Annotated in this window: 19 protein-coding genes; 8 read left to right on the top strand and 11 right to left on the bottom strand. The window is 70.1% G+C overall.

From position 1 onward, the window contains the following. Positions 1 to 23: 23 nt before the first annotated feature. Positions 24 to 1061: an ABC transporter substrate-binding protein gene (locus V8Z80_RS10385; RefSeq protein ID WP_336061967.1), complete on the bottom strand. Its 1038-nt coding sequence runs from the start codon at positions 1059 to 1061 to the stop codon at positions 24 to 26. 35 nt (positions 1062 to 1096) lie between these two features. On the opposite strand from V8Z80_RS10385, the gene V8Z80_RS10380 reads away from it, so the two are divergent. Then, complete coding sequence (locus V8Z80_RS10380; RefSeq protein WP_155194430.1) at positions 1097 to 1438, top strand: 2-hydroxymuconate tautomerase; 342 nt, start codon at positions 1097 to 1099, stop codon at positions 1436 to 1438. Here the strand turns inward: V8Z80_RS10380 and V8Z80_RS10375 are convergent. The 4 genes from V8Z80_RS10375 to V8Z80_RS10360 all read right to left on the bottom strand — a co-directional run bounded on the left by V8Z80_RS10375 (position 1401) and on the right by V8Z80_RS10360 (position 5075). Continuing rightward, on the bottom strand, positions 1401 to 1565 hold the full coding sequence (locus V8Z80_RS10375; protein ID WP_336061966.1) for a hypothetical protein: 165 nt from the start codon (positions 1563 to 1565) through the stop codon (positions 1401 to 1403). The genes V8Z80_RS10380 and V8Z80_RS10375 overlap by 38 nt on opposite strands. A gap of 90 nt (positions 1566 to 1655) precedes the next feature. Next, on the bottom strand, positions 1656 to 2174 hold the full coding sequence (locus tag V8Z80_RS10370) for a GAF domain-containing protein (RefSeq protein ID WP_336061965.1): 519 nt from the start codon (positions 2172 to 2174) through the stop codon (positions 1656 to 1658). Continuing rightward, a complete protein-coding gene (locus tag V8Z80_RS10365) occupies positions 2174 to 3142 on the bottom strand; it encodes a Bug family tripartite tricarboxylate transporter substrate binding protein (RefSeq protein WP_336061964.1) in 969 nt (322 codons plus the stop codon). Before V8Z80_RS10365 ends, V8Z80_RS10370 begins: the two co-directional genes overlap by 1 nt. Before the next feature lie 97 nt (positions 3143 to 3239). Next, positions 3240 to 5075 carry a gamma-glutamyltransferase family protein gene (locus tag V8Z80_RS10360; protein ID WP_336061963.1) on the bottom strand — a complete coding sequence of 612 codons (1836 nt, stop codon included), beginning with the start codon at positions 5073 to 5075 and terminating at the stop codon, positions 3240 to 3242. 169 nt (positions 5076 to 5244) lie between these two features. On the opposite strand from V8Z80_RS10360, the gene V8Z80_RS10355 reads away from it, so the two are divergent. Both V8Z80_RS10355 and mnmE read left to right on the top strand, forming a co-directional pair. Then, entirely contained in the window at positions 5245 to 6192 is a 948-nt protein-coding gene (locus tag V8Z80_RS10355) for a LysR family transcriptional regulator (RefSeq protein WP_336061962.1), read from the top strand. A 115-nt stretch (positions 6193 to 6307) separates the two neighbouring features. Then, the gene (gene mnmE / locus V8Z80_RS10350) at positions 6308 to 7666 is read left to right on the top strand and encodes a tRNA uridine-5-carboxymethylaminomethyl(34) synthesis GTPase MnmE (RefSeq protein WP_336061961.1); all 1359 of its coding nucleotides are present in this window, start codon (positions 6308 to 6310) and stop codon (positions 7664 to 7666) included. 78 nt (positions 7667 to 7744) lie between these two features. Here the strand turns inward: mnmE and V8Z80_RS10345 are convergent, their stop codons facing one another. The 4 genes from V8Z80_RS10345 to V8Z80_RS10330 form a co-directional block, all read right to left on the bottom strand. Continuing rightward, complete coding sequence (locus V8Z80_RS10345) at positions 7745 to 8728, bottom strand: Bug family tripartite tricarboxylate transporter substrate binding protein (RefSeq protein WP_336061960.1); 984 nt, start codon at positions 8726 to 8728, stop codon at positions 7745 to 7747. Positions 8729 to 8791: 63 nt separating this feature from the next. Further along, on the bottom strand, positions 8792 to 11215 hold the full coding sequence (locus V8Z80_RS10340; RefSeq protein ID WP_155194437.1) for a DNA/RNA helicase domain-containing protein: 2424 nt from the start codon (positions 11213 to 11215) through the stop codon (positions 8792 to 8794). A gap of 19 nt (positions 11216 to 11234) precedes the next feature. After that, positions 11235 to 11585 carry a nucleotide pyrophosphohydrolase gene (locus tag V8Z80_RS10335; RefSeq protein ID WP_336061959.1) on the bottom strand — a complete coding sequence of 117 codons (351 nt, stop codon included), beginning with the start codon at positions 11583 to 11585 and terminating at the stop codon, positions 11235 to 11237. A gap of 51 nt (positions 11586 to 11636) precedes the next feature. Continuing rightward, positions 11637 to 12644 carry a 3-hydroxyacyl-CoA dehydrogenase NAD-binding domain-containing protein gene (locus tag V8Z80_RS10330; RefSeq protein WP_336061958.1) on the bottom strand — a complete coding sequence of 336 codons (1008 nt, stop codon included), beginning with the start codon at positions 12642 to 12644 and terminating at the stop codon, positions 11637 to 11639. A 240-nt stretch (positions 12645 to 12884) separates the two neighbouring features. Between V8Z80_RS10330 and V8Z80_RS10325 the strand changes: the two genes are divergently transcribed. The 4 genes from V8Z80_RS10325 (at position 12885) to V8Z80_RS10310 (ending at position 19287) form a co-directional block, all read left to right on the top strand. Then, positions 12885 to 13844: a helix-turn-helix domain-containing GNAT family N-acetyltransferase gene (locus V8Z80_RS10325; protein WP_336061957.1), complete on the top strand. Its 960-nt coding sequence runs from the start codon at positions 12885 to 12887 to the stop codon at positions 13842 to 13844. Between the two features lie 100 nt (positions 13845 to 13944). After that, positions 13945 to 14316 carry a cupin domain-containing protein gene (locus V8Z80_RS10320; RefSeq protein WP_155194444.1) on the top strand — a complete coding sequence of 124 codons (372 nt, stop codon included), beginning with the start codon at positions 13945 to 13947 and terminating at the stop codon, positions 14314 to 14316. An 18-nt stretch (positions 14317 to 14334) separates the two neighbouring features. Next, on the top strand, positions 14335 to 15585 hold the full coding sequence (locus V8Z80_RS10315) for an exonuclease SbcCD subunit D C-terminal domain-containing protein (protein ID WP_336061956.1): 1251 nt from the start codon (positions 14335 to 14337) through the stop codon (positions 15583 to 15585). Positions 15586 to 15594: 9 nt separating this feature from the next. Further along, positions 15595 to 19287: an AAA family ATPase gene (locus tag V8Z80_RS10310; RefSeq protein ID WP_336061955.1), complete on the top strand. Its 3693-nt coding sequence runs from the start codon at positions 15595 to 15597 to the stop codon at positions 19285 to 19287. 47 nt (positions 19288 to 19334) lie between these two features. On the opposite strand, the gene V8Z80_RS10305 is transcribed toward V8Z80_RS10310, so the two are convergent. Further along, positions 19335 to 20090, bottom strand: coding sequence for an ArsR/SmtB family transcription factor (locus V8Z80_RS10305; RefSeq protein WP_155194449.1), 756 nt, complete (start codon positions 20088 to 20090; stop codon positions 19335 to 19337). 153 nt (positions 20091 to 20243) lie between these two features. Here V8Z80_RS10305 and V8Z80_RS10300 point away from each other — a divergent pair, with 153 nt between their 5' ends. Continuing rightward, on the top strand, positions 20244 to 21569 hold the full coding sequence (locus V8Z80_RS10300) for an MFS transporter (protein WP_155194451.1): 1326 nt from the start codon (positions 20244 to 20246) through the stop codon (positions 21567 to 21569). On the opposite strand, the gene V8Z80_RS10295 is transcribed toward V8Z80_RS10300, so the two are convergent. Continuing rightward, entirely contained in the window at positions 21518 to 22900 is a 1383-nt protein-coding gene (locus tag V8Z80_RS10295) for a CoA transferase (RefSeq protein ID WP_336061954.1), read from the bottom strand. The genes V8Z80_RS10300 and V8Z80_RS10295 overlap by 52 nt on opposite strands. Between the last annotated feature and the right edge of the window lie 47 nt (positions 22901 to 22947).

The raw sequence follows: 22947 nt of genomic DNA, 5'->3' as shown, positions 1-22947 counted from the left end.
CCCCTGCCGGGGGGCAAAACGGCTCAGCTGCCCTGCGCCGTGGCCTCGTCCTCGAAGAAGTAGTCCTGCCACGAAGCCGGTTCGTTCTTGATCGCCCCCACCTGGTGCATGAAACGCGCCAGCTGGAAGGTGTTTTGCGGGCGCAGCGTGAACTGGATTTCGGGGTTGGTGATGATCCTGACCAGGAAGTCCTTGTCGATCCGGGCGCCGGTCACCCGGATGTAGGTTTCGGCGGCCTGCTCGGGCTGCTCGGCGATGAAGCGGGCGGCCTCGGCCAGCGCGGCCTGGAAGGCGGCGTAGGTCTTGGGATTGTCGTTGCGGAACTTCTCGGTGGCGAACAACACGGTTGCCGAGGCCGGCCCGCCCAGCACATCGTAGGAATTGAGCACGATGCGGGCGTTGGGGTTGCCGGCCAGCTCCTGCTCCTGGAACGGCGGGTTGCCGAAATGCCCGGTGATCTCCGTGCCGCCGGAGATGATGGCGTTGGCCGCGTCCGGGTGCGGCAGGGCCACGGTGATGGGATCCAGGCGCGCATACTGGTCCTTGCCCCAGACCTTGGAAGCGGCCAGCTGCAGCACGCGCGACTGCACCGACACGCCCACGGCCGGCACGGCGATGCGGTCCTTGTCGGTGAAGTCCTCGATCGTCCTGACCGCCGGGTTGTTGCTGACCAGGTAGTAGGGGAAGTTGCCCAGCGAGGCCACGCCCTTGACGTTCTGGCGCCCGCGCGTGCGGTCCCAGATGGTCAGCAGCGGGCCCACGCCGGCGCCGGCGATGTCCACCGCGCCCGAGAGCAGCGCGTCGTTGACGGCCGCCCCGCCCGAGAGCCGTAGCCACTCGACCTGGATGTCCACGCCGGCGGCCTTGCCGTGCTTTTCGATCAGTTGCTGGTCGCGCGCCACGTTCAGCAGCAGGTAGACGATGCCGAACTGTTCGGCGATGCGAAGGCGGCCTTCGGCCTGCGCGGCGGCCGGGCCGGTGGCGGCCACGGCGGCCAGGGTCAGCGCGGCCAGGACACGCGCGGCAAGACGGTTGGAGAACCGGGAAAGAAACGATTTCATGGGCAGGTCCGCTAAGGGGAAAGTGGCGGACCATTATGGGCAGCCCCGGCCGGCGCGCAAAAGAAGATCTGGGCCTTTGGTCAGAGCCTCGGCGCATAAACCGATCGCCGCCCGCGCGCGCCGCCTATATCATTGCCGCACGGCCCGCCGCGGCCGCCCGTGACCATCGCCGAGGAGCCGCCATGCCCTATGTACGCATCGAATTGATCGAAGGACGCACCGAAGACCAGAAGGCCGCCATCGCCCAGGCCGTCACGCAGGCCATGGTCGAGCATGGCGGCGCCAACCCGCAAAGCGTGTTCGTGGTGTTCGAGGATGTGGCGCCGCAGAACTGGGCGGTCAGCGGGACGCTGATTGCGCGGCGGCCGAAGCCGTAAGGAACGGGCCGCCGTCGGCCTGCGCGGTGGCCGGCGCGGTCAGGGCCAGCGCGGCCAGCACCAGCGCCACGCCAGCCGTGGCGGCCAGGCGCTGCAAGGTCCAGTTCGAAGCGGCGGGCGATGGCATGGGCACGGGCCTGGAGAATGGGTTCAGGCATTATCCCCAGGCCCTCATGCCCGGCAAACGAACGTCTGGCTCTTACTTCAGACGGATTTTTCATATAGCCGCCGGCGCCAGCCCCAGCAGCCCGAAGGCCGGCACGGCATGCAGCGCGGCCAGGCGCGCGGCGCCTAGCTGCTCGGCCGAGACATGCTCGCTGCGCATCAGGAAGTTGACGGTGCCCAGGCAAGCCTGGCGCAGCACCACCGGCACGTTGATGACCGAGCGCAGGCCCAGCGCGGCGATGGCCGCATGGTCGTCGAAGGCCTGCCGGATGGCGTCGGCGCCTTCGCCCACGAACACGCGCCGCTCCAGCAGCACGTGCCGGCCCCACTCGGTGCCGCGCTTGTCCTTGCTGCCGCCCGCGGGATACGCCGCCGGATTGGAGCTGTAAAGCCGCACCACCCGCATGGCCGGGGCATCGAACCGGTTGACGGTGAACAGGGCATGTGCCAGCTGCGCGCCGGCCAAGCTGTCGATGGCGGCCAGCGCCGCCAGCCCGTCGCCCCGCTCCATCGCGCCGGCCAGGGCCTCGACGGCCGGAAGCCAGCCGCCGGTCTCATTGCCTGCCTGCATCACTCAGCCTTGATGCCCAATTCGCGCACCAGCTTGCCGTACTTGTCGGCATCGGCCCGCAGCAGCCGGGCGAAGTCCTCGGGCGTGCTCTGGCGCAGCTCCACCGCCATGCCGTTCATCTTCTCGATCACCTCGGGGCGGGCCAGCACGGCGTTGATCTCCTTGTTCAGGCGCCGCACCAGCTCGGGGTCCATGCCCTTGGGACCGAAGGCGCCGTACCACACCGCCAGCTCGTAGCCGGGCACGGTCTCGGCCACCGTAGGCGTCTGGGGCAGCAGCGGCGAGCGCTGGGCCTCGGTGACGGCCAGCAGCTTGAGCTTGCCCGATTTCACGTGCGGCAAGGTTTGCGTGCCGGCGCTGAAGAACAGCTGCGTACGGTTGGCGGCCGTATCCAGTACCGCCGGCGCGCCGCCGCGGTAAGGCACGTGCACCATTTCCACGCCGGTGGCCTTCTGGAACATCGCCGCACTCAGGTGGTTGGTCGAGCCGGGGCCGGCCGAGGCGTAGGCGATGGCATTGGGATTGGCCTTGGCGTATTCGATCAATTCGGCCACCGAATCGACCGGCAGCTCTGCGTTGACCACCATGGTGTTGGTCACCAGCGCCAGCTCGGCGATGGGCGTGAAGTCCTGCACGCCGTCAAAGGGCATGCTGCTGAACAGCGCCTCGTTCATGGTGTGCGTGCTCATCGAGCCGACCAGCAGCGTATAGCCGTCCGGCTTGGCGCGCGCCACCAGGGCCGAACCGATGTTGCCGGAAGCGCCCGACTTGTTCTCAACCACGAAGGTCTGGCCCATGGATTTGCTCAGGTGGTCCGACAGCACGCGCGCCAGGATGTCGGTCGAGCCGCCCGGCGCCCAAGGCACGATCAGCGTCACGGGTTTGTCGGGATACGCCGCCTGGGCGCCGGCGGCGGCCAGGAACAGGCCGGCCGCGAAGGTCTTGAGCAAGGTCTTGAACGAAAACATCGTGATTCCCCTGGAAGGTCTATGTTCCGGCCCGGGTGCCGGAACTCTGTTGGAAAACGGAACTACCGATATCGGCTGGCCCCTGGGCCCGCTGGCCTTAGCGGCCCACCGCATAGCCCTGCATGCCCCGGGCGTTGGCGGCCGCGCGCAGGCGCAGCCCACCGTTCAGGCCGGGTTCGCGCGTACAGGCGCTGATGCGCCCCTCGGACCAGGGCCCGCCCACCACCACCTCGTGGCCCGCGGCGCGCAGGGCCTCCAGCGTGGCCTGGGGCATGCGCGACTCCACCGTCAGGCGGTTGTACGCAACCGTGCGCGGCCAGAACGAGGACGGGCCGTGGTCCACATGCCAGGCAGGCGCGTCGATGGCCTGCTGCAGGTTCATGCCGTGCTCGACGTGGCGCAGGAAAAAGGCCACGGTCCATTGGTCCTGCTGGTCGCCCCCCGGCGTGCCGAACACCATGTAGGGCCGGCCATCGCGCAGCGCCAGCCCCGGCGAGAGCGTGGTGGCAGGTCGCTTGCCCGGCAACAGCCGGCCGGGCACGCGCTCGTCCAGCCAGCTCATCTGCAGGCGCGTGGTCAGCGAAAAGCCCAGGCCCGGCACGGCAGGGCTGGACGACAGCCAGCCGCCCGAGGGCGTGGCCGCCACCATGTTGCCTTGCGCATCGATCACGTCGATGTGGCAGGTATCGCCCACGAACACCTCCTTGGCCAGCCATTGCCCGACGGGCGGCAGCTGCGCGAAGGTGGGCTCGCCCACGCCGTAGCGCGTGTCGGCCTGCGCCAGCGTGCGGGCGGGCACCTGCAGGTCGGGCAGGCGCGCGGCGCGCCCGGCCGGCTCGCCGGGCAGCAGTTCGTGCAGCGCCTGCGCGCCGATGCGCGCGGCGCGCGCGCGGGCATAGTCGTCCGAGAGCAGCGCCGCCAGCGGCACGTCCTCGTGGATGGGGTCGCCATACCAGGCCAGGCGGTCCGCCAGCGCCAGCTTGGCGGCCTCGGCGATGCGATGCACGAAGCCGAAGGAATCGGGCGCATGATCGCCCAACCCCAGGTGGCGCAGCATGCCCAGCTGCTGCAGGAACACCGGCCCCTGCGACCAGGGCCCGCACTTGGCCACGGTATAGCGGCCGTAGTCCTGCGTGACGGGATCTTCGTAGCCCGGCCGCCAGGCCGCCATGTCCTCGCGGCGCAGCAAGCCGCCGCTGCGCTCGCCCGTGGTGTCGCGCAGCCGGGCCTGGCGGTAGAAGGCATCGACCGCCTCGGCCACGAAGCCCTCGGACCAGCTTTGCATGGCCGCCTCGATGCGCGCCTGGCGCGTGCCGGCCGCCTGCGCGTCCTCGACGATCCTGCGATAGGTGCGCGCCAGCACCGGCAGGCGAAACAGGGCGTTGGCCTGCGGCACCTTGCCCTCGGGCAGCCAGACCTGCGCCGAACTCGGCCACTCCTGGCGGAACAGCTCGGCCACGGCGGTGATGGCAGCCACCACGCGCGGCACCAGCGGAAAACCTTGCTCGGCATAGGCGATGGCCGGGGCCATCACGTCGGCCAGCTCCCAGGTGCCGTAATCGCGCAGCAGGGTCAGCCAGGCGCAGAAGGCGCCGGGCACGCAAGCCGGCAGCAGGCCGATGCCGGGCACCTGCTCCAGCCCCATGCCGCGAAAGAACCCGGCCTGCGCCAGCGCCGGCGCCGGGCCCTGGCCGCACAGCGCGCGCACGCGCTGCTCGGCCTCGCTCCAGAACAGGATGGGCGCCTCGCCGCCCGGGCCGTTCAAGTGCGGCTCGACCACTTGCAGCACGAAGCCGCCAGCCACTGCCGCGTCGAAGGCATTGCCGCCGCGCTCGAGCACGCTCATGGCCACCTGCGAGGCGATCCAGTGCGTGGAGGAGACGACGCCGAAGGTGCCCTGTATCTCGGGCCGGGTGGTGAAGGTGTCGGACATGGGCGTTCCGGGTGGCTGGCCGGCAGGTCGCCGGTTGTCATGTCCTGGAAGTATAGGAAGCACGAATAACGTCTGCGGGGTTTTTTATTATGGATCGATAACCGTATAGTTATGCTGGTCGCCAGCAGAAACGCCGTCCGTTCCCCTCCTCCTGCCCTTGCCGCCGACCATGACACCCACCTACACGCGCCTGCTCTCGCGCCTGAAGACCCGGCACCTGCTCCTGCTCGAGGGCATCGCCCGCCATGGCACGCTGACCCGCGCCGCGCGTGCCTCGGGCGTCAGCCAGCCGGCCGCCACCAAGACCCTGGCCGAACTGGAAGCCCTATTCGGCGCGCCGCTGTTCGTGCGCGGCGCGCGCCTGCAGCCCACCACGCTGGGACGACTGGCTCTGGTGCGTGCGCGCCAGATGCTGCAGGAACTGGAAAACTGGGGCCAGGAAATCGACAGCGCCCGGGCCGGCTACGGCGCGCGCCTGCACATCGGCGCGGTACCCTATATTTCCGGCGAACTGCTCAAGGCCGCCCTGAGCGCATTGCATGCGCGCCATCAGGTCGTCTGCACCCTGACCCGCGCCACCAGCGACCAGCTCAGCCAGGCCCTGGCGCGCTACGAGATCGATTGCCTCATCGGCCGGCCCTCGCCGGCCAACAGCGAATACGGCTTCACCCACGAGGTGTTGTATCCGCAAAGACCCGCGCTGGTCGCTCACCCCTCGCTGGCCCGCCGCCTGGCACGCCGCCAGCCGGACTGGCGCCAGCTGGCGAAGATGAATTGGATCCTACCCTCGCCGGCCACACCCATCGGCATGGTGGTGACCGAGCTCTTTACGCGCGCGCAGGCCGAGCCGCCCGTGCCGGTGCTGGAAACCTACAGCCTGGACTTGATCGCCAGCATGCTGCGCGACGACGCCACCCTGGTCTCCATCCTGCCCGAGGCGCTGGCGCGCGACATGGCGCGGCGCGGCGACGTGGGCATCGTGAGCTGGAAACTGGATTGGAGCCTGCCGCCGGTGGCGCTGATCCGTCAGCGGCGCGAAACGCCGCTGTGGGCGGAGGAAAGGCTGGTGGAGATCCTGCGGGAGGTGTGCGCGCCGCTGGTAGCGGCGGCGGGGTAGCGGCGGGGCGGGTGCTGCGCGCGGGGGTCGCCGCGCAGCGCGCCCGGCACGGTCCCAGGGGCACAGTTATATTGGCGTCTGCCAGCCTTCCCTCGCACACCCCGCCCCGCTTTCCATGGCCGCCTCCGACCAAGACTCCATCATCGCCATCGCCACCGCGCCCGGGCGCGCCGGCATCGGCGTCATCCGCATCTCCGGACCCTGCGTGCCCGCGCTGGCGCAGGCGCTGTTCCAGCGCGAACTGACGCCGCGCCATGCGCATTTCCTGCCCTTCACCGACGAGCAGGGCGAATTGCTGGACGAAGGCCTGGCGCTGCGCTTTGCCGCGCCGCATTCCTACACGGGCGAGCACGTGCTGGAACTGCAGGGCCACGGCGGACCGGCGGTGCTGCGCCGCGTGCTGGCCCGCTGCCTGCGCGCAGGCCAATCGATGGGCCTGCGGCTGGCCGAGCCGGGCGAATTCACCCGCCGCGCCTTCCTGAACGAACGCCTGGACCTGGCCCAGGCCGAGGCCGTGGCCGACCTGATCGAGGCCTCATCGGAGGCCGCCGCGCGCGGCGCCATCGCCTCGCTGTCGGGCCGCTTCTCGCGCGAGGTGCATGCGCTGGCCGAACGCATCGTGCACCTGCGCATGCTGGTGGAGGCCACGCTGGACTTTCCGGAAGAAGAAATCGAATTCCTGGAGAAATACCAGGCGCGCGAAACGCTGGACGGCTTGCGCCAGACGCTGGACGTGCTGCTGGCGCACACCCGCCAGGGCGCCGTGCTGCGCGAGGGCCTGCACGTGGTGCTGGCGGGCGAACCCAACGTGGGCAAGTCCAGCCTGCTCAACGCCCTGGCCGGCGAAGAGGTGGCCATCGTCACCGACATCGCCGGCACCACGCGCGACAAGGTGGTGCAGCAGATCCACATCGAAGGCGTGCCGCTGCACATCGTCGATACGGCGGGCCTGCGCGAGACCGAGGACACGGTCGAGCGGCTGGGCATCGCGCGCAGCTGGAGCGAGATCGAGCGCGCCGACGTCATCGTGCACCTGCAGGACGCCACCCAGCCCAACAGCGTGCTGGACGCGGCGATTGCGGCGCGCCGCAATCCCAGCACCCCGGTGCTGGCCGTGTGGAACAAGTCCGACCTGCTGGCCGAGTGGCCGGGCATGCAGACCGGGCGGATCGCGGTGTCGGCCAAGACGGGGCGGGGGCTGGACGAGCTGCGGGTCGAGCTATTGCGGCTGGCGGGCTGGACGCCCGGCGGGGAATCGCCGTGGCTGGCCCGGCAGCGGCACGTGCTGGCCTTGCAGGAAGCGGGCGAGCACCTGGTGCTGGCCGCTGGGCATGCGGCGCAGGACGACCGGGTGCTGGATCTGTTCGCCGAGGAGCTGAGGCTGGCGCATGATGCGCTGGGGAAGGTGACGGGGGCGTTTGGCAGCGAGGAGTTGCTGGGGGAGATTTTTTCCCGCTTCTGCATCGGGAAGTAAGCACGACCGCTACGCCTGCCCCACAAGCAAGCGGCCGTGCCGCGCCGCCGCAACAAAGCCCCCAGCTTGACACGCGGCTCAGTTCTCCTGCTTGGCCCCCGAGATCCGCACCAATTCGGCCGCTTCGTCCATGCCCTGCTTGACCATGTCCCAATAGGCGTCGGGCGACATGGGCTCGGCCGGCACCGAACCGAGCTCGACGAAGCGCTGGCGCAGCTCGGGACTTTGCAGCGCCTTGCCCAGGGCGGCGTTGAGCGTCTCCAGGATGGGCCGCGGCGTGCCTGCCGGCGCGACCAGCCCATACCAGGAATCCATGTAGAAGCCCTCGACGCCGGCCTCGTCGAAGGTGGGTACGTCGGGCAGGGCGGGGATGCGCTGCCTGGCGGTGATGGCCAGGGGCCGCACCTTGCCCGAGGAGATGGGCGCCACGCCGCCCGTGGTGATGATCATGTCGACGCGGCCCGCCATGACGTCGGTCAGCGCCGGCGCCGTGCCCTTGAACGGCACGTGCAGGATGTCGACCCCGGTACGGGCCTTGAAGCTTGCGCCGGCCAGGTGCTGCGACGAGCCGACCCCGCCCGAGGCGTAGGTCAGCTTGCCCGGGTTCTGGCGGGCCTGCGCCACGTAGTCCTGCACCGACTTGAACGGCGAATCCACCGGCACCAGCATCGTCGAGGGCGAGGTGTTGATCAGGCCGATGGGCGCGAAGTCCTTGATGGGGTCGTAGCCGATGTTGTCGTACAGCGCGGAGTTCAGGCCGTGCGAGGCCACCGTCGCCAGCATGATGGTGTAGCCGTCGGGGCGCGCGCGCGCGGCGGCTACCGAACCGATGTTGCCGCCGGCCCCGCCCTTGTTGTCGATCACGATGGCCTGGCCCAGGTGCTTGCCCATTTCGGCGGCCACCATGCGCGCCACGGCGTCGGCAGGCCCGCCGGCCGCCCAGCCGACGACCATGGTGACCGGCGCGGCGGGATAGCCGTCGGCGGACTGCGCGATGGCGGCGGGGGCGCAAGCCGCCAGCGCAAGGGCAAAGGGGGCGCAAAAACGCGATACAGGAATCATGGGGGTCGTCTCCATCGTTGTATTGAAGACGGCCATTCTAGGACGTATTGCGGGGGGGCGAGATCAAGCAGGGGCTGACGGCGCGGCCAGGACGGTCAACATTTCCCCGATGATGGCGAAATCCTCATGATCGTCTTCGCTTTCGATAACGATAGGCTTGTAGCCGGGATGAGTCGAGTCCGGGCTAAGGATGATGCGCGTGTGAGTCCACCCCCCATCCTCTGTCGCCGCTTTCTCACTCGAATAAACCTTTACCGTATAGCGCCCACCTGTCTCGGGATCCTGGATTGCCCGAGACTGCGCAAGCACCACCTTGCCCACCCGTGTGCCAGCTGGATTGGCCCGGAACAAGCACCAAGCGCCGTTGGGGATACGGCGGTTCATCGATTCGCCCACCACCTGCGCAACAAACAGGCCCGGCTGCGGGTTGATCCAGTCAGGAATTTCCACCCAGGCTCGGGCGCAGGCTTGTAGCGCTTGTACGTCGGAAAAGGCCCCGGCCGCCGCTTTCAGTTCCATCAGCGGCGCAGCGGGCATGCCTGCTGCCCGCTCTTCGGCGGAGACGATACGCAAGGGCAATACATTCGAGCTCCGAGTTTCTGCCTTGCGCTGCGCCGAACCTGACATCGGAACCAGACGGCTGCGCAAGTAATTCGCCAGGGGCGCGTCGGTGCAGTACACATAACAACCCTTCATGCCACGGGTCATCAATGTCCGATAGGTATTCTTGACGATGGCATCGGCCAATCTGGTGGCACGCTGGGGATCTTCGCGCATCATTTTCTTCAACCCGCGAACAGACTGGTCGGAACGTGCGCGCCGCGTCGCGTCGGTCACGATGCGGCCATCCTGGTACGTCAGGTCCGGGCCGATGATGACGCCGACATAGTCCAGTTCGAGTCCTTGGCTGGTGTGTATGCAGCCCACCTCCGACACAGAGCCGGGTTTCACGATCCACAGGCTGCCGTCCTTGTCCAGGTTCCAGCGGCGACGGTAGCCGAACTCAGGCAGTTCGATGTCCCATGCGCTTGGCATCTTTTTGCTGGGCCAGCGCCAGCAATATCCGGCGACCACACGCGATCGGTTATTGGCGCGGTTCTTTTTTTCTATCGATTCATGCAGTTTGGCAGGATCGTCGAATACCTGGAAATCGTATTCGCCGGTATCAAGACGCTGGTTAGCCGTCGGCCGGATTTCCAGAGTGTCGTCCAGCCAAGCCAGATAGCCATCCGAGCCATTGCAGCGGAACTGAGAGGCCAGTTCCAGTTCCGTGATCTCGGCATCCAGCGCCTGCGCATGACGCCGGAGTTCCTCAGTGTGCCCGATGTCGAACAACGTGACGCGCTGGTCGTCGTCCACGAAGAACACCGCGCATCGGGCAGCCCGAATCAACTCCCAGACTTGGTTCTGGCCCTTGTTGCGATACCGGCCGCTCTTTTCGTTGAGTCGATGCGCTTCATCCACGATCAATACATCGTAGGTGTCCGGTTCGATATCGACGAAGGACCCCGATCCGCTAAACAGGTTGCTTATCCGGGTCTTGGTAAATGTGCCCGTGAGCTTGGCCTCATAAACGGCCCTCGGCGCGCTGTTCTTCGACACATAGCGTGCGTTACGCTTGTTTCCAATCAAGGCGCCAAGCAGGTTGATCGCCAGCACCGATTTGCCTGTTCCGGGTCCTCCCTGGACGATCACCACCTGCTTGCGTTGCGCGGCACGTTTTTCGACCTGCAGGATAGTTTCGTACACCAGCTTCTGATCGTCGATCAGTATGAATTCGCTCCTGCCTTGCAGCAGGCCCGCGACATGCTCCATCAGCATCCTGGAGGGCTGTATACGGCCGTTCTCGATGGCATAAAGCGTTTTCCTGCGGTCGCCGCGCCGCACATGGGCACTGATGAACCGGCGCAATTTGTCCCTGTCGTTCTTGAGGAACAGCGGCGCCTGATCGATATGTTCGCGATAATGGGGATGGTCTATCTCTCCATCCCTAGGATGGTTGTGCAGATAGGCGCACGGTTGCAGGCCGATATCTCCGTCCTGTACCGCCGCATTGAAGTCTTTCAGGCACATGGCATAGGACCATGCCTGGTACGACGGATGCGGCCCTTCCGTCTCGCCGGCGCGGCCGCCGCGGTGCGCCCAAACTACGGCGTCCTTTTCACTGCGCCTGGATTTGGACCATTGCTTCAGCTCGATGATGACGACCTTGGCGCGGCCATCATCGTCCTCGCCGGTGATCATGAAATCAATCCGCTTGGACATCCTTGGCAACTGATATTCAATGGCCACGTCGGAGTCCGCCGGAATCTCCTCGTCATGAAGCACCTTGGCCATCTCAAACAGGGAATGCTTCCACGATCGGATTTCGCTTTCGGCACCGGCGCCGATCCCGGCGCTGCGCACATGCCGGACCATTACTTCCTCTATGTCATCTCGCCACACATGCTCAAGGAACTGGGCCTTGCTCGCCTGGTAGACAATCATCGCCGCCGCCTTCCGCTATTCAAAGCTCGTCATACTTCCTGCTATGGCCCCTGGACAGCTCGACGGGGTACTTCCTCGCATTGGCCAGCAGCTTGGCCTGCGCCGCCGCCACCGGATCAATGCCCAGCGCGTTGGACAGCTGGATGAGGTAAAGCAGCACGTCGGCGATCTCCGTGCCCACCGCCTCGCGCTTTTCCGGCGCAAGCCGCCGGCTGTCGGCCTCGGTCATCCATTGGAAGTGCTCCAGCAGTTCGCCGGCCTCTACGGTCAGCGCGCAAGCGAGATTCTTGGGCGAATGGAACTGTTGCCAGTCCCGCTCCTTGGCGAACTGGTCCAGTTGGCGGCTCAGGCCGTCGAGCGTATCGGTCATTGTGGAAAACCTTAGGAATAGGCTTGCCGGCAAGCATACTCGCCGGTGATCTCAAAACCCATACTGCTTCTTGATCTTCAGCACCGCCGCCAGCGCCGCGTCCCTTCTGTCGACCAGCGTGGCCGTGTCCTGCGATTTCATTTCCTCTTGCACGCCCTGCACCAGCTGCGCCTTGACCGCCTCGGTCAGCGCCGGCGAGCCCAGCTCCTTCCAGCGGTTCTCCTGCGTGGGGCCCAGGTGGTCCAGGTAGTGTCGATAGCCGCCCTTGCCGCCGCCCAGGTGATAGGTCATGTGCGGGCCGATCAGCGCCCAGCGCAGGCCCGGGCCGTAGCTCATGGCCTTGTCGATGTCCTCGACGCTGGCGATGCCTTCGGCGGCGATGTGCACGGCCTCGCGGTACAGGGCCGAGGTCAGGCGGTTGGCCAGGTGGCCGACCACTTCCTTGCGCACGCGGATGGTGACGCGCTGCATGCGCTGGTAGAAGGCCTCGGCCAGGTCGACGAAGCGCGCGTCGGTGAGCTTGCCGGCCACCAGCTCGACCAGCGGCACCATGTGGGGCGGATTCATGGGATGCGCCACCAGGATGCGCTGCGGGTGCGCCGCCTCGGCCTGGATGTCCGAGGCGATCAGCGAGGAGGTGCTCGAGGCGATCGGCACGTCGGCGCGCACGGCCGCCTCGATGGCGGCGATGATCTTGCGCTTGACCTCGATGCGGTCCGGGCCGTTCTCCTGCACGAAGTCGGCACCGGCCAGGTCCTGCATGCGGGTGGTAAAGCGCGGCAGGCGCGGCGCGGCCTGCAGCGTCAGGCCCAGCTCGGCCAGGCCCGTCCAGGCCGCCTCGATGAAGGGCTGCACGTCCTTTTCGGCGGCTTCGCTGGGGTCGTAGACGATCACGTCCAGGCCGCGCGCCAGGAACAGCGCGGCCCAGCTCAGGCCGATCAGCCCGCCGCCGACCACACCCACCGTCTGGATGCGCGCGGCGGCCTGCTGCGCGCCGGATGCGGCGCGCTCGCCATCGGGGCTGGGAATCGATGCGGTCTGGGTGTCGGAGGTGGCCATGCTGCGGTCCTTGCAAAAACGGGCTGGAGAATCGCCGGCCTCTTGCGGGCTGGCGGCCGGCGCCGAGGCGGCGGCGCGGGCCTGGCAAGGGCGGCGCGGCAAAGGCGAAAGATGGTACATGGGCAGGGCGCGCGCATCAATGCGACCCGGCCCCGGCCCAGCCGCGCCCGCCGCCGGGCCGCCGCGCGGCCTGCGCAGGCGGCCCATATAGTTGTATGATGCAACCATATGGAGAAAGCCATGCCCAGCCCCGGTCTTGCATTGGTCGATGAGATTCGCGCCGCCTCGCGCCAGATGGTGCGCGAGCTTGGGTTCATGCAGGCCACCCTGGCCGCCACGGGCTATCCGCCTTCGGCGGTGCACGCCATCCTGGAGATCGGCGCGCAGGGGCGCATGACCGCCGCGCAGCTGGGCGAATTGCTGCGGCTGGAGAAGTCCAGCGTCAGCCGCATGCTGCGCAAGCTGGTCCAGGCCGGCGAGCTGAAGGAATCGGCCAGCCGGGCCGATGGCCGCGTGAAATGGCTGGCCCTGACCGCCAAGGGCCGGCGCACGCACGCCGCGATCCAGGCCTATGGGCGAAGGCAGGTAAGCACGGCGCTGGCGGGCCTTGCGCCGCCACAGCAGCACGAGGTGGCCGCCGGCCTGGCCGCGTACGCCCGGGCGCTGACGGCTCGCCGGGAAGGCGGCCGCCCCGCGCCGCCCCCGCCGCTGCGGATCGAGCCCGGCCATCGGCCCGGCGCCCTGGGCCGCATCGTCCAGATGCATGCATGCTTCTATACGCGCCACGCGGGCTTTGGCCTGGACTTCGAAAGCCAGGTGGCGCGGGACCTGGCCGAATTCGCGCCACGGCTGCGCCACCCGTGCAACGGGCTGTGGCTGGCCTTGGACGGCGAGCGCGTCGTGGGCTCGGTGGCGATAGACGGCCAAGACCTGGGCCCGGATCGCGCGCACCTGCGCTGGTTCATCATGGACGAAGGGCTGCGCGGCGCCGGCGCCGGACGCCGGCTGCTGCGGCAGGCGCTGGATTTCTGCGATGCGCGGCGTGTCGCCGCCATCGAGCTATGGACCTTCCAGGGCCTGGATGCGGCGCGCCGGCTCTACGAATCGGCCGGCTTCGCGCTGGCCGAGGCAGCGCCCGGCCGGCGGTGGGGCCGGGAAGTCCTGGAGCAGCGGTTCGTGCGCAGCCGGCCCCCGGCGTAGGCCGGCATCCCCGCCGCCTCGCAGCGCCTGGCCGCGCATCGCCTACCATATCGGCTTCGGCCAGCCCCGCATCGCCGGCCCCCTTTACCGCAAGAGCGCCATGCCAGATTCTCCCGTTCGCCTCGTGCGCTTTAGCGCCGGCCCCCTTGTCGATCCCCAGGTCCGCAAGCCCAGCCGCCCGGTTTCGGGCGATACGGTGTTTCGCACCGTCACCGGCTTTACCGCCGAGCGCGGCGGCGCCGAAGCTGGCGTGTGGGAAAGCACCGCGGGCGTTTTCCGCTCGGATACCACCGGCTATATCGAGTTCGGCTATATCGTCGAAGGCCAGGCCCGCATCGTCGATCCCGACGGCACGGTGCATGCGCTGCAGGCCGGCGACCCGTTCGTGATGCCGGAAGGCTACAAGGGCCATTGGGAGGTCGACCGCTACGTCAAGAAAGTGTTTTTTGTCAGCCCCGTGGCGCAACCCTAGGCCCTGGCGCCCCGCCCGATGATCCTGCTGCACACCTCCGACTGGCACCTGGGCCGCGCCTTGTACGGCCGCAGCCGCTACGACGAGTTCCAGGCCTTCCTGGACTGGCTGGCGCAGGCCATCGAAACGCACGCGGTGGACGCGCTGCTGGTGGCCGGCGACGTCTTTGACACCAGCACGCCCAGCAACCGCGCGCAGCAGCTGTACTACCGTTTCCTGTGCCGCGTGGCCGCTTCGCGCTGCCGGCACGTGGTGGTGATCGCGGGCAACCACGATTCGCCGTCCTTCCTGGATGCGCCCAAGGAACTGCTCAAGGTGCTGCAGGTGCACGTGGTGGGCCAGCCCTGCCCCGATCCGGCCGACGAGGTGCTGCTGCTGCGCGATGCCCAGGGGCGGCCCGAGCTGCTGGTATGCGCGGTGCCCTACCTGCGCGACCGCGACATCCGCACGGCCGAGGCGGGCGAAAGCCTGCAGGACAAGGAGCGCAAGCTGCTCGAAGGCATCGGCGCGCATTACGCGGCGGTGGCCCGGGCCGCGCAGGCCCGCCGTGCGGCGCTCGATTGCCCGGTGCCCATCGTGGCCATGGGCCATCTTTTCACGGCCGGCGGCCACACGATCGAAGGCGACGGCGTGCGCGAGCTCTACGTGGGCTCGCTGGCCCACGTGGGCGCGGGCATCTTTCCCGACTGCCTGGACTACCTGGCGCTGGGCCACCTGCACGTGGCGCAGCAGGTGGGCGGGCACGCGCATCTGCGCTATTGCGGCTCGCCGCTGCCCATGGGCTTTGGCGAGGCGCGGCAGGGCAAGAGCGTGTGCCTGGTGACGCTTGACGAGCCGCCCGGGGCCGGAGGCCGCGCGGCCGTGCAGGTCGCGCAGTTACCCATCCCCGTCTTCCAGGCGCTCGAGCGCGTGCGCGGCGACTGGGACGCCATCGCGGCGCGCCTGGCCGAGCTCAAGGCCGCGGCCGCCCCCATCTGGCTGGAAGTGATCTACGAAGGCCAGGCCGTGATCGGCGACCTGCGCCAGCGGCTGGACGCGGCGGTGGCCGACACGCCCATCGAGATCCTGCGCGTGAAGAACAGCCGGCTGGCCGAACGCATCCTGGCGCGCATCGACGAGCGGGAAACGCTGGACGACCTGGACGAGCACCAGGTGTTCGAGCGCTGCCTGGCCGCCCACGAAGTGCCCGCCGCGCAGCACGAGGCGCTGCGGCAGGCCTACCGCGAGGCGGTGCTGTCGCTGCAGCAGCAGGACGCGCGGGCGCAATAGGCGAGCGGCATGCGCATCCTGCAGATCCGCCTGAAGAACCTGAACTCGCTGGCCGGGGAATGGCAGGTGGACCTGACCCACCCGGCCTATGCCGCCGACGGCATCTTCGCCATCACCGGGCCGACCGGCGCGGGCAAGACCACGCTGCTGGACGCCATCTGCCTGGCCCTGTACGGCCGCACGCCGCGCCTGCCGAAGGTGGCCAAGAGCGGCAACGAGATCATGTCGCGCCAGACGGGCGAGTGCTTTGCCGAGGTCACCTTCGAGACGCCGGCGGGCCGCTATCGCTGCCACTGGAGCCAGCACCGCGCCCGGCGCAAGCCCGATGGCGAACTGCAACCGCCCCGGCACGAGATCGCCAACGCCGACAGCGGCGAAATATTCCAGGCCAGGCTGCGCGGCGTGGCCGAGCAGATCGAGGCGGTGACCGGCATGGATTTCGAGCGATTCACCCGCTCGATGCTGCTGGCCCAGGGCGGCTTCGCGGCCTTCCTGCAAGCCGCGCCGGACGAACGCTCGCCCTTGCTGGAGCAGATCACGGGCACGGCGATCTACAGCCAGATATCCATGCGCGTGCACGAGTTGCGCGCCGAGCAGCGGCGCCTGCTCGAACAGGAGCAGGCGGCCTTGCAGGGCCTGAGGCTGCTGTCCCCGGAACAGCAGCAGGCGCTGGCCGGCAGCCTGGCGCAGTTGCAAGAGCACGAGCAGGCCCTGCAGCAGGAACTGGCGCAGCACGGCCGCGCCATCGAATGGCTCTCGCATATCGCCCGGCTGCAAGCCGCCCGCCAAGCCCAGGAACAGGAAGCGCAAGCCCTGCAGCAGCAGTTGGCCGGCTTTGCCGCGCAGCAGGCCCGGCTCGATGCGGCCGTGCGCGCGCTGGAGCTGGCCGGCGGGCACGCCGCCTTGCAGGGCCTGCGCAGGCAGCAGCAGGACGATGCCCAGGCCCTGCGGGCCGCGCAAGAGGCGCTGCCGGGCCTGGCCGATGCGCTGGCGCAGGCCCAGGCCGAGCAGGACCAGGCCCGGCGCCGATTGGACGAGCGGCTGGCCGACGAAGCGCGCTGGCGCCCCATACTGCTTCGCGTGCGCGAGCTGGACCTGCGCATCCAGGAGAAGGACAACCGCCTTGCCGGCGAGCGGCAAGACGCGCACCAGCGCGGCGCCGCGCTGGAACACTTGCGCGGCCAGCAGCGCCAGGCCGCCCTGCAAGCCCGGCAAGCCGCCGCGGAGCTGGCCTCGCTGGCCGAGGCGCTGGCGGCCAGCGGCCGGGACGAAACCTTGCTCGAACAGCTGGCCGCCTTGCGCAGCCGGCACGATGCCCTGCAGGCGCAGCAGCGGCTGTGCCAGAACAAGCAGGACCAGGCAGGACAGGCCGGGCAGGCGCAGCAAGCCGCCGCCCAGGCGCTGGCCGATGCCCAGGCGCAGCGGCAGTTGCGCCAGCAAGAGCTGGACGAGCAATCCGCGGCGCTGCACGCGCTCGATGCCACGCGCCTGTCCCTGCTCGATGCGCAGACGCCGGCGCAATGGCGCCAGCGGCATGCGCAGCTGCTTGAGCAGCGCGCATTGATCGCCCAGGCCGGCGCGGCGGCCGACAGCCTGCTGCAGGCCCGGCAGGCGCTCGAAGACCTGCGGGGACGCGAGCAGCGCCTGGCCGAGCAGCTGGAGGAACTGGACCGGCAGCTGCGGGGCCGGCTCGCCGAGCAGGCCGAGCGCGAGCGCGAACACGAACTGCTGCAGACGCAGCTGGTCCTGCTGCAACGCATCGCCGACCTGGAGCAGGCCCGCCACGGCTTGCAGGACGGCGAGCCCTGCCCCTTGTGCGGCGCGCTCGAGCACCCCTATGCGCAAGGCAACGTGCCCGAGCCCGACCAGGCGCGCCGGCAGCTGGCGCAGGCGCGCGAGTGGCTGCACGCGGTGGCGGGCGCCATCGGCGACATCCGCATCGCACAGGCCCGGGCGCAGCGCGAACTGCAGCAGGCCCGCGACGATACGCAGCGCCTGCACGAGCAGGCGGGGCGCGCCCGCCGGGCCATCGCGCAAGCGGCCGAGCGCCTGCCCGAGCGCGCGCGCTGGCCGCAGGACGAGCAGGAGCTGGCCGAGCACCTGGGCGTGGCCTTGCGGCAGAACGAAGCGGCGGCGCGGCGCTGCGGCGAGGTCCTGCGCGAACTGGACGAGGTGCAGGCGCAATTGCAGGCCCGGCAAGCGCAGCTGGAAGCCACGCGCCAGGCCTGGGCGCACGCCGACCGCCGGGCGCTTGCGGCCGAGCAGGCGCAGCAGGCCGCCTTGCAGCGCCAGCAGGATCTGCAGGCCCAGGCAGAACAGCTGCAAGCGGCTTTGCAAGAAGCGGTGCAGGCCTTGTGCGAGGACGTCGGCGCATACGGCATCCAGGCGGGCACGGCCCAGGCCTTGCAGGACGCGCTGGCCACGCTGGCGCAGCGCCGCGGGCAATGGCAAGCCCGCACACAGCGGCGCGAGGCGCTGCTGCGCCGGCAAGCCGAGCTGCACGCGCAGCTGCAGGGGCTGGACGAGCGCATCGCCGCCGACACCGCAACGCTGCAGGCGCAGCAGGCCGGTCTCGCGGCGCTGGCGCAAGAACGCCATGACCTGGCCCGGGAGCGCCAGGCCCTGTTCGGCGATCGCCCGCCGGACGCGGTGCAGGCGCAGGCGGCGCAACAGGTGGACCAGGCGCGCCAGGCGCACGAGCAGGCCGGGATGCGGCGCGAGGCGGCGGGCCAGGCGCTGGTCCAGGCCCAGGGCCGCATCGCCGCGCTGGAGCGGGCGATGGCGGCCCGCGCAGGCCAGCTGGACGCCGCCGCCCAGGCTTTCGCGGCCCGGCTGGCCGCCGCGGGTTTTGCCCACGAGCAGGCGTACCTGTCGGCCTGCCTGCCGGAGGACACGCGCCGCGCGCTGGCCGCGCAGTCCGACAGCCTGGCCCGCGCCCAGGCCGACCTGTCCGCGCGCACGCGCGAGACCGCGCGCGCCTTGCAAGCCGAGCGCGACAAGCGCCTGACCGAACAGCCGCTGGACGAGCTGCAGGAATCCGCCCAGGCGCTGGCGCGGCAATGCGCCCAGGCGCGCGAGCAGATCGGCGGCATCCGCAAGCAGCTGGAGCAGGACCAGGCCCTGCGGCAAGAGCAGCGCGAGCGGCTGCAAGCCATCGAGGCGCGCCAGCGCGAGTGCGCGCGCTGGGACGCGCTGCACGAACTGATCGGCTCGGCCGACGGCAAGAAATACCGCAACTTCGCGCAGGGCCTGACCTTCGAGCTGATGGTCGGGCACGCCAACCGCCAGCTGCAGAAAATGAGCGATCGCTACCTGCTGGTGCGCGATGCCGCGCAGCCGCTGGAACTGAACGTCATCGACAACTACCAGGCCGGCGAAATCCGCTCGACCAAGAACCTGTCCGGCGGCGAGAGCTTCATCGTCAGCCTGGCGCTGGCCCTGGGCCTGTCGCAGATGGCCAGCCGCAACGTACGGGTCGATTCGCTGTTCCTGGACGAAGGCTTCGGCACGCTGGACGAGCAGGCCCTGGACACCGCCCTGGAAACCCTGGCCGGCCTGCAGCAGGATGGCAAGCTGATCGGCGTGATCTCGCACGTGCCCGCGCTCAAGGAGCGCATCGCCACCCAGATCCAGGTCACGCCGCTGACCGGCGGCAGGAGCCGCTTGTCCGGGCCCGGCTGCAGCCGCTTGCAGGCGCCCTGAAGCAGGCGCCCTGAAAACCCGCGGCGCCAGCCCGGGCTGCGGACGCTTCAGGGCAGCAGCCCGAACGCCTCTTCCAGCGCGCGCTTGCCGCGCGGCGTCAGGGCCACCGCCCGGCTGCCCGCCTGGCGCTGCAGCCAGCCCTGCGACAGGCAATGCTCGCAGAACAAGGCGCCGACCGCCCCGGCCAGATGCGCGCGCCGTTCGCTCCAGTCCAGGCACGGCCGGCAGACGGCGCGCTCGCCCGCACGGCGGGCACGCTGCATCCTGCCGCCCTCCAGGTCCATGCCCAGGCGCCGCAGCAGGCCCTGGCCATCCTCGCTCAGCCGCGCCGACTCGCCCTGCATCACCACATGGCCGCCGGCCACCAGGCGGTCGGCCAGCGTGACGGCCAGGGTACCGGCCAGGTGGTCGTAGCAGGTGCGCGCGTAGCGCAGCGCCGCATCGCGCGGGCCGGGCACGGGCAGGCGCGGGGGCGCGGCGCCCGGCGGCTGCGGGCCGGCCGCCACCGCCATCACACTTTCGATCATGCGCGCCACCTCGGGCGAAGCCAGGCGATGGTAGCGATGCCGCCCCTGCCGCTGCATGGCGAGCAGGCCGGCCTGCGCCAGGCGCGCCAGGTGCGCGCTGGCGGTCTGCGGGGTGATGCCGGCCACGCGGGCCAGTTCGGCGGCGGTCAGGGCCCGGCCGTCCATCAGCGCCAGCAGCATGTTGGCGCGCGCCAGCTCGCCGATCAACGCGGCGGTCTGCGCAAAGGAAGCGACGTTCAGGCTGGCCGGACGCGGCGGCGGCAGGCGGGTGGACATGCCGGGACTCCTGTTCGGGAACGCCCACTATAGGGCAATGCAAACCGCGCACACTTCGCTGCGCAGCGAAACGTCGCGCGCGGCGCGCTCCCTAGCATTGCACGGGTTGGCCAGGCGCCCGTGCCGCGGCCCCCACTTAAAAAGCCCTTTGCCATGAAAACCCTTTCCCGCCCCTTTTCCGTCCCGCCTTTCTACGGCCCCACGGTCGTTCGCGCCGCCTTCGTGCTGGCGCTGTTCGGCTGGGGCGTGGGCTTCTACGGCCCGGCCGTCTACCTGGCCGCCGTCATGGACCGCACCGGCTGGAGCCTGCCCCTGGTCTCGGCCGCCGTCACGGTCCACTTCCTGTTCGGCGCGCTGGTGGTGGCCAACCTGCCGCGCCTGTATGCCGGGCTGGGACTGCCCGCCACCACCACGCTGGGCGCCGCCCTCACCGCCCTGGGCGTGCTGGGCTGGTCGCTGGCCCAGCAGCCCTGGCAGCTGTTCGCCAGCGCCCTGTGCTCGGGCGCGGGATGGGTGGCCATGGGCGCGGTGGCGGTCAATACCCTGATCGCGCGCTGGTACGTGCGCAAGCGTCCTTCGGCGCTTGGCCAGGCCTACAACGGCGCCAGCCTGGGCGGGGCCCTGTTCGCGCCACTATGGGTCGCCCTGATCGCGGCGGTGGGCTTCACCCCAGCGGCCGTCATGGTCGGCGCGGTGATGACCGGCGTGGTGGCCTGGCTGTCGCGGCGCGTCTTCGCGCGCACGCCCGCGGCCCTGGGGCAGCACCCCGATGGCGAGCCGGCGCAGCCGTCGAGCCCGCCCGGCGCGGCCCCGGCCGGCGCCATGCCGCCGCAGCTGCCCGGCCGCGCGCTGTATGCCAGCAAGGCCTTCCTGACCCTGGCCGCCGGCATGGCGGCCGGCCTGTTCGCCCAGATCGGGCTGCTGGCCCACCTGTACCGCCTGCTCAGCCTGGAGGTGGGCCCGCGCAGCGCCAGCCTGCTCATGGCCCTGGCCACGCTGTGCGCCATTGGCGGACGCAGCCTCGCGGCGCGCGTGCTCGGGCGCGTGCCGCAGCGCCGCGTGGTGGCGGCGGCCGGCTACGGCATCCAGGCCGCGGGCTGCGGCCTGTTGCTGGCGGCCGGACCGGCGGATATGTGGCTGCTGGCGGCCGGCATGGCGCTGATCGGCTCGGGCATCGGCAACGCCACCTCGTTGCCGCCCCTGGTCGCGCAGGCAGACTTCGCGCCTGCCGACGTGGCGCGTGCGGTGGCCGCCGTCGTGGCCATCGCACAGGCCGCCTACGCCTTCGCGCCGGCTGCGTTCGGCGCGGCGCAGGCCTATTGGGCCGGCGCCCAGGCGCAGGGCATGCAGCAGGCCGCGCTGCCCTTGCTGCTGGGCGCCATCGCCATCCAGGGCCTGGCCGCGCTGTTCATGCTGGCGGGCCGCTCCTACTGCCAGCGTGGCGCCGCGCTGCCCGGCGGCATCGAGCGCCGCCCATAGGCCAGCCGCCGCCCGTCCAGGTGCAGCGCCGGGCGCACCGCGCACAGCAGCCCGAAGCCCGAATCCTCGCAATCCAGGCAGCCGGCCAGTTCTGGCCTGTCGATGTCCAGGCCGCCCGGCACCCGGCCCAGCCCGCGCAGCCAGTGCCCGGTCTGCGCCAGCGAGACCTCTACGTGCCAGCTGCCGCCCTCGCGCTGCTGGCGCCACAGCGCGGCGGCCGCGCCGAAGGCCATCAAAAAGCCGCTGGCCTGGTCCAGGATCTGCATGGGCAGGGGCCGCGGCTGCCCGGCCCCTGCCGCCAGCCCTTCGGCATGATTAAAGCCCATGGCGGTCTGCACCAGCGAATCGAAGCCGCGCCGCTGCGCCCACGGCCCTTCGGTGCCATACGCCGTCAAGGACACGTACACGATGCCCGGACGGCGGCGGGCCAGGGCCTCGGGCGAGAAGCCGCGCTGCGCCAGGCCGCCGGGCCGGTAGCCCTGCGAGAACACATGGGCCGTATCGACCAGCCGCCACAGGGCCGCGCGGCCGGCTTCGGTGCGCAGGTCCACCTGCGCCGAACGCTTGCCCCGGCTGGTCTCGGCGATGGCCGAGATGTTGGGCAGGTGCGGCCCGTTGACCAGCATCACGTCCGCGCCCAGTACCGCCAGCGTGCGTCCGGCCACCGGCCCGGCCAGGATACGCGTCAAGTCCAGCACCCGCAGGCCGGACAGGGGCGGCGCGCCCTCGGGCAGGGCAGGCAGCTGGCGCGGCGGCGCATCGCCGATGCGCGTGAAAGTCATCAGCGGCTGGCCGGCCACCGCCTGGCCTTGCGGCGTGGCGTCCCATTGCTCGAAGCTGCGCAGCGCGGTCGCCACCAGGCCGCGTTCGGCGCAGGCGGCCTCGAAATCCAGCGCCCGCCACGCGCCCAGCAGGCGCTCGGCGTCGGCGCGGGTATGGGTCTGCGCCGACAGGCCCAGCACCTGCAAGGCGCCGTCGCGGTGATGCGCAAAGTTGGCGTGGATGCGCACATGGCCGTCCAGGCAGCGGTAGAGCCCGGTGAACGGATCCCAGAAATCGGGCTCCTTGCCGTCCAGCGTGAACCAGCCGGTGCTCTCGATCGCGGCCTCGCGCATGTCCAGCGACAGCGGCCGGCGCGCCGCGCCGCGCGCGTGCGCCAGCTCGCAGGCGGCCAGGCCGGCGGCGGCCAGCGTCGACTGCGCCGCCGCACCCACCGCGAAGGAAGAGGGAAAGACGGGATCGGCCCCCGTCAGCCCGGCATGGGCCAACGCGGCTTCGGGCAGCCCGGCCAGGTTCCAGATGGCGCGTAGCGCCTGGGCGGCTTGCGGCATGTCTTCGCTCCGTGGAATCAGGCAAACTATGCCCTTGCCGACACGGC

The sequence above is a fragment of the Orrella sp. JC864 genome, assembly GCF_037026685.1.
Lineage (GTDB): Bacteria > Pseudomonadota > Gammaproteobacteria > Burkholderiales > Burkholderiaceae_B > Orrella.
The sequence above is the reverse complement of the archived record's forward strand: the minus strand, read 5'-3'. Positions and strand labels throughout refer to the sequence as shown.

Bases quoted from the DNA above. Each gene is read 5' to 3' on its own strand.
- V8Z80_RS10365 (WP_336061964.1), bottom strand. From the start codon at position 3,142: ATGTTTTCGTTCAAGACCTTGCTCAAGACCTTCGCGGCCGGCCTGTTC.
- V8Z80_RS10380 (WP_155194430.1), top strand. From the start codon at position 1,097: ATGGGCAGCCCCGGCCGGCGCGCAAAAGAAGATCTGGGCCTTTGGTCA.
- mnmE (WP_336061961.1), top strand. From the start codon at position 6,308: ATGGCCGCCTCCGACCAAGACTCCATCATCGCCATCGCCACCGCGCCC.
- V8Z80_RS10345 (WP_336061960.1), bottom strand. From the start codon at position 8,728: ATGATTCCTGTATCGCGTTTTTGCGCCCCCTTTGCCCTTGCGCTGGCG.
- V8Z80_RS10385 (WP_336061967.1), bottom strand. From the start codon at position 1,061: ATGAAATCGTTTCTTTCCCGGTTCTCCAACCGTCTTGCCGCGCGTGTC.
- V8Z80_RS10295 (WP_336061954.1), bottom strand. From the start codon at position 22,900: ATGCCGCAAGCCGCCCAGGCGCTACGCGCCATCTGGAACCTGGCCGGG.
- V8Z80_RS10300 (WP_155194451.1), top strand. From the start codon at position 20,244: ATGAAAACCCTTTCCCGCCCCTTTTCCGTCCCGCCTTTCTACGGCCCC.
- V8Z80_RS10355 (WP_336061962.1), top strand. From the start codon at position 5,245: ATGACACCCACCTACACGCGCCTGCTCTCGCGCCTGAAGACCCGGCAC.
- V8Z80_RS10375 (WP_336061966.1), bottom strand. From the start codon at position 1,565: ATGCCATCGCCCGCCGCTTCGAACTGGACCTTGCAGCGCCTGGCCGCC.
- V8Z80_RS10340 (WP_155194437.1), bottom strand. From the start codon at position 11,215: ATGATTGTCTACCAGGCGAGCAAGGCCCAGTTCCTTGAGCATGTGTGG.
- V8Z80_RS10370 (WP_336061965.1), bottom strand. From the start codon at position 2,174: ATGCAGGCAGGCAATGAGACCGGCGGCTGGCTTCCGGCCGTCGAGGCC.
- V8Z80_RS10320 (WP_155194444.1), top strand. From the start codon at position 13,945: ATGCCAGATTCTCCCGTTCGCCTCGTGCGCTTTAGCGCCGGCCCCCTT.
- V8Z80_RS10360 (WP_336061963.1), bottom strand. From the start codon at position 5,075: ATGTCCGACACCTTCACCACCCGGCCCGAGATACAGGGCACCTTCGGC.
- V8Z80_RS10310 (WP_336061955.1), top strand. From the start codon at position 15,595: ATGCGCATCCTGCAGATCCGCCTGAAGAACCTGAACTCGCTGGCCGGG.
- V8Z80_RS10305 (WP_155194449.1), bottom strand. From the start codon at position 20,090: ATGTCCACCCGCCTGCCGCCGCCGCGTCCGGCCAGCCTGAACGTCGCT.
- V8Z80_RS10315 (WP_336061956.1), top strand. From the start codon at position 14,335: ATGATCCTGCTGCACACCTCCGACTGGCACCTGGGCCGCGCCTTGTAC.
- V8Z80_RS10330 (WP_336061958.1), bottom strand. From the start codon at position 12,644: ATGGCCACCTCCGACACCCAGACCGCATCGATTCCCAGCCCCGATGGC.
- V8Z80_RS10325 (WP_336061957.1), top strand. From the start codon at position 12,885: ATGCCCAGCCCCGGTCTTGCATTGGTCGATGAGATTCGCGCCGCCTCG.
- V8Z80_RS10335 (WP_336061959.1), bottom strand. From the start codon at position 11,585: ATGACCGATACGCTCGACGGCCTGAGCCGCCAACTGGACCAGTTCGCC.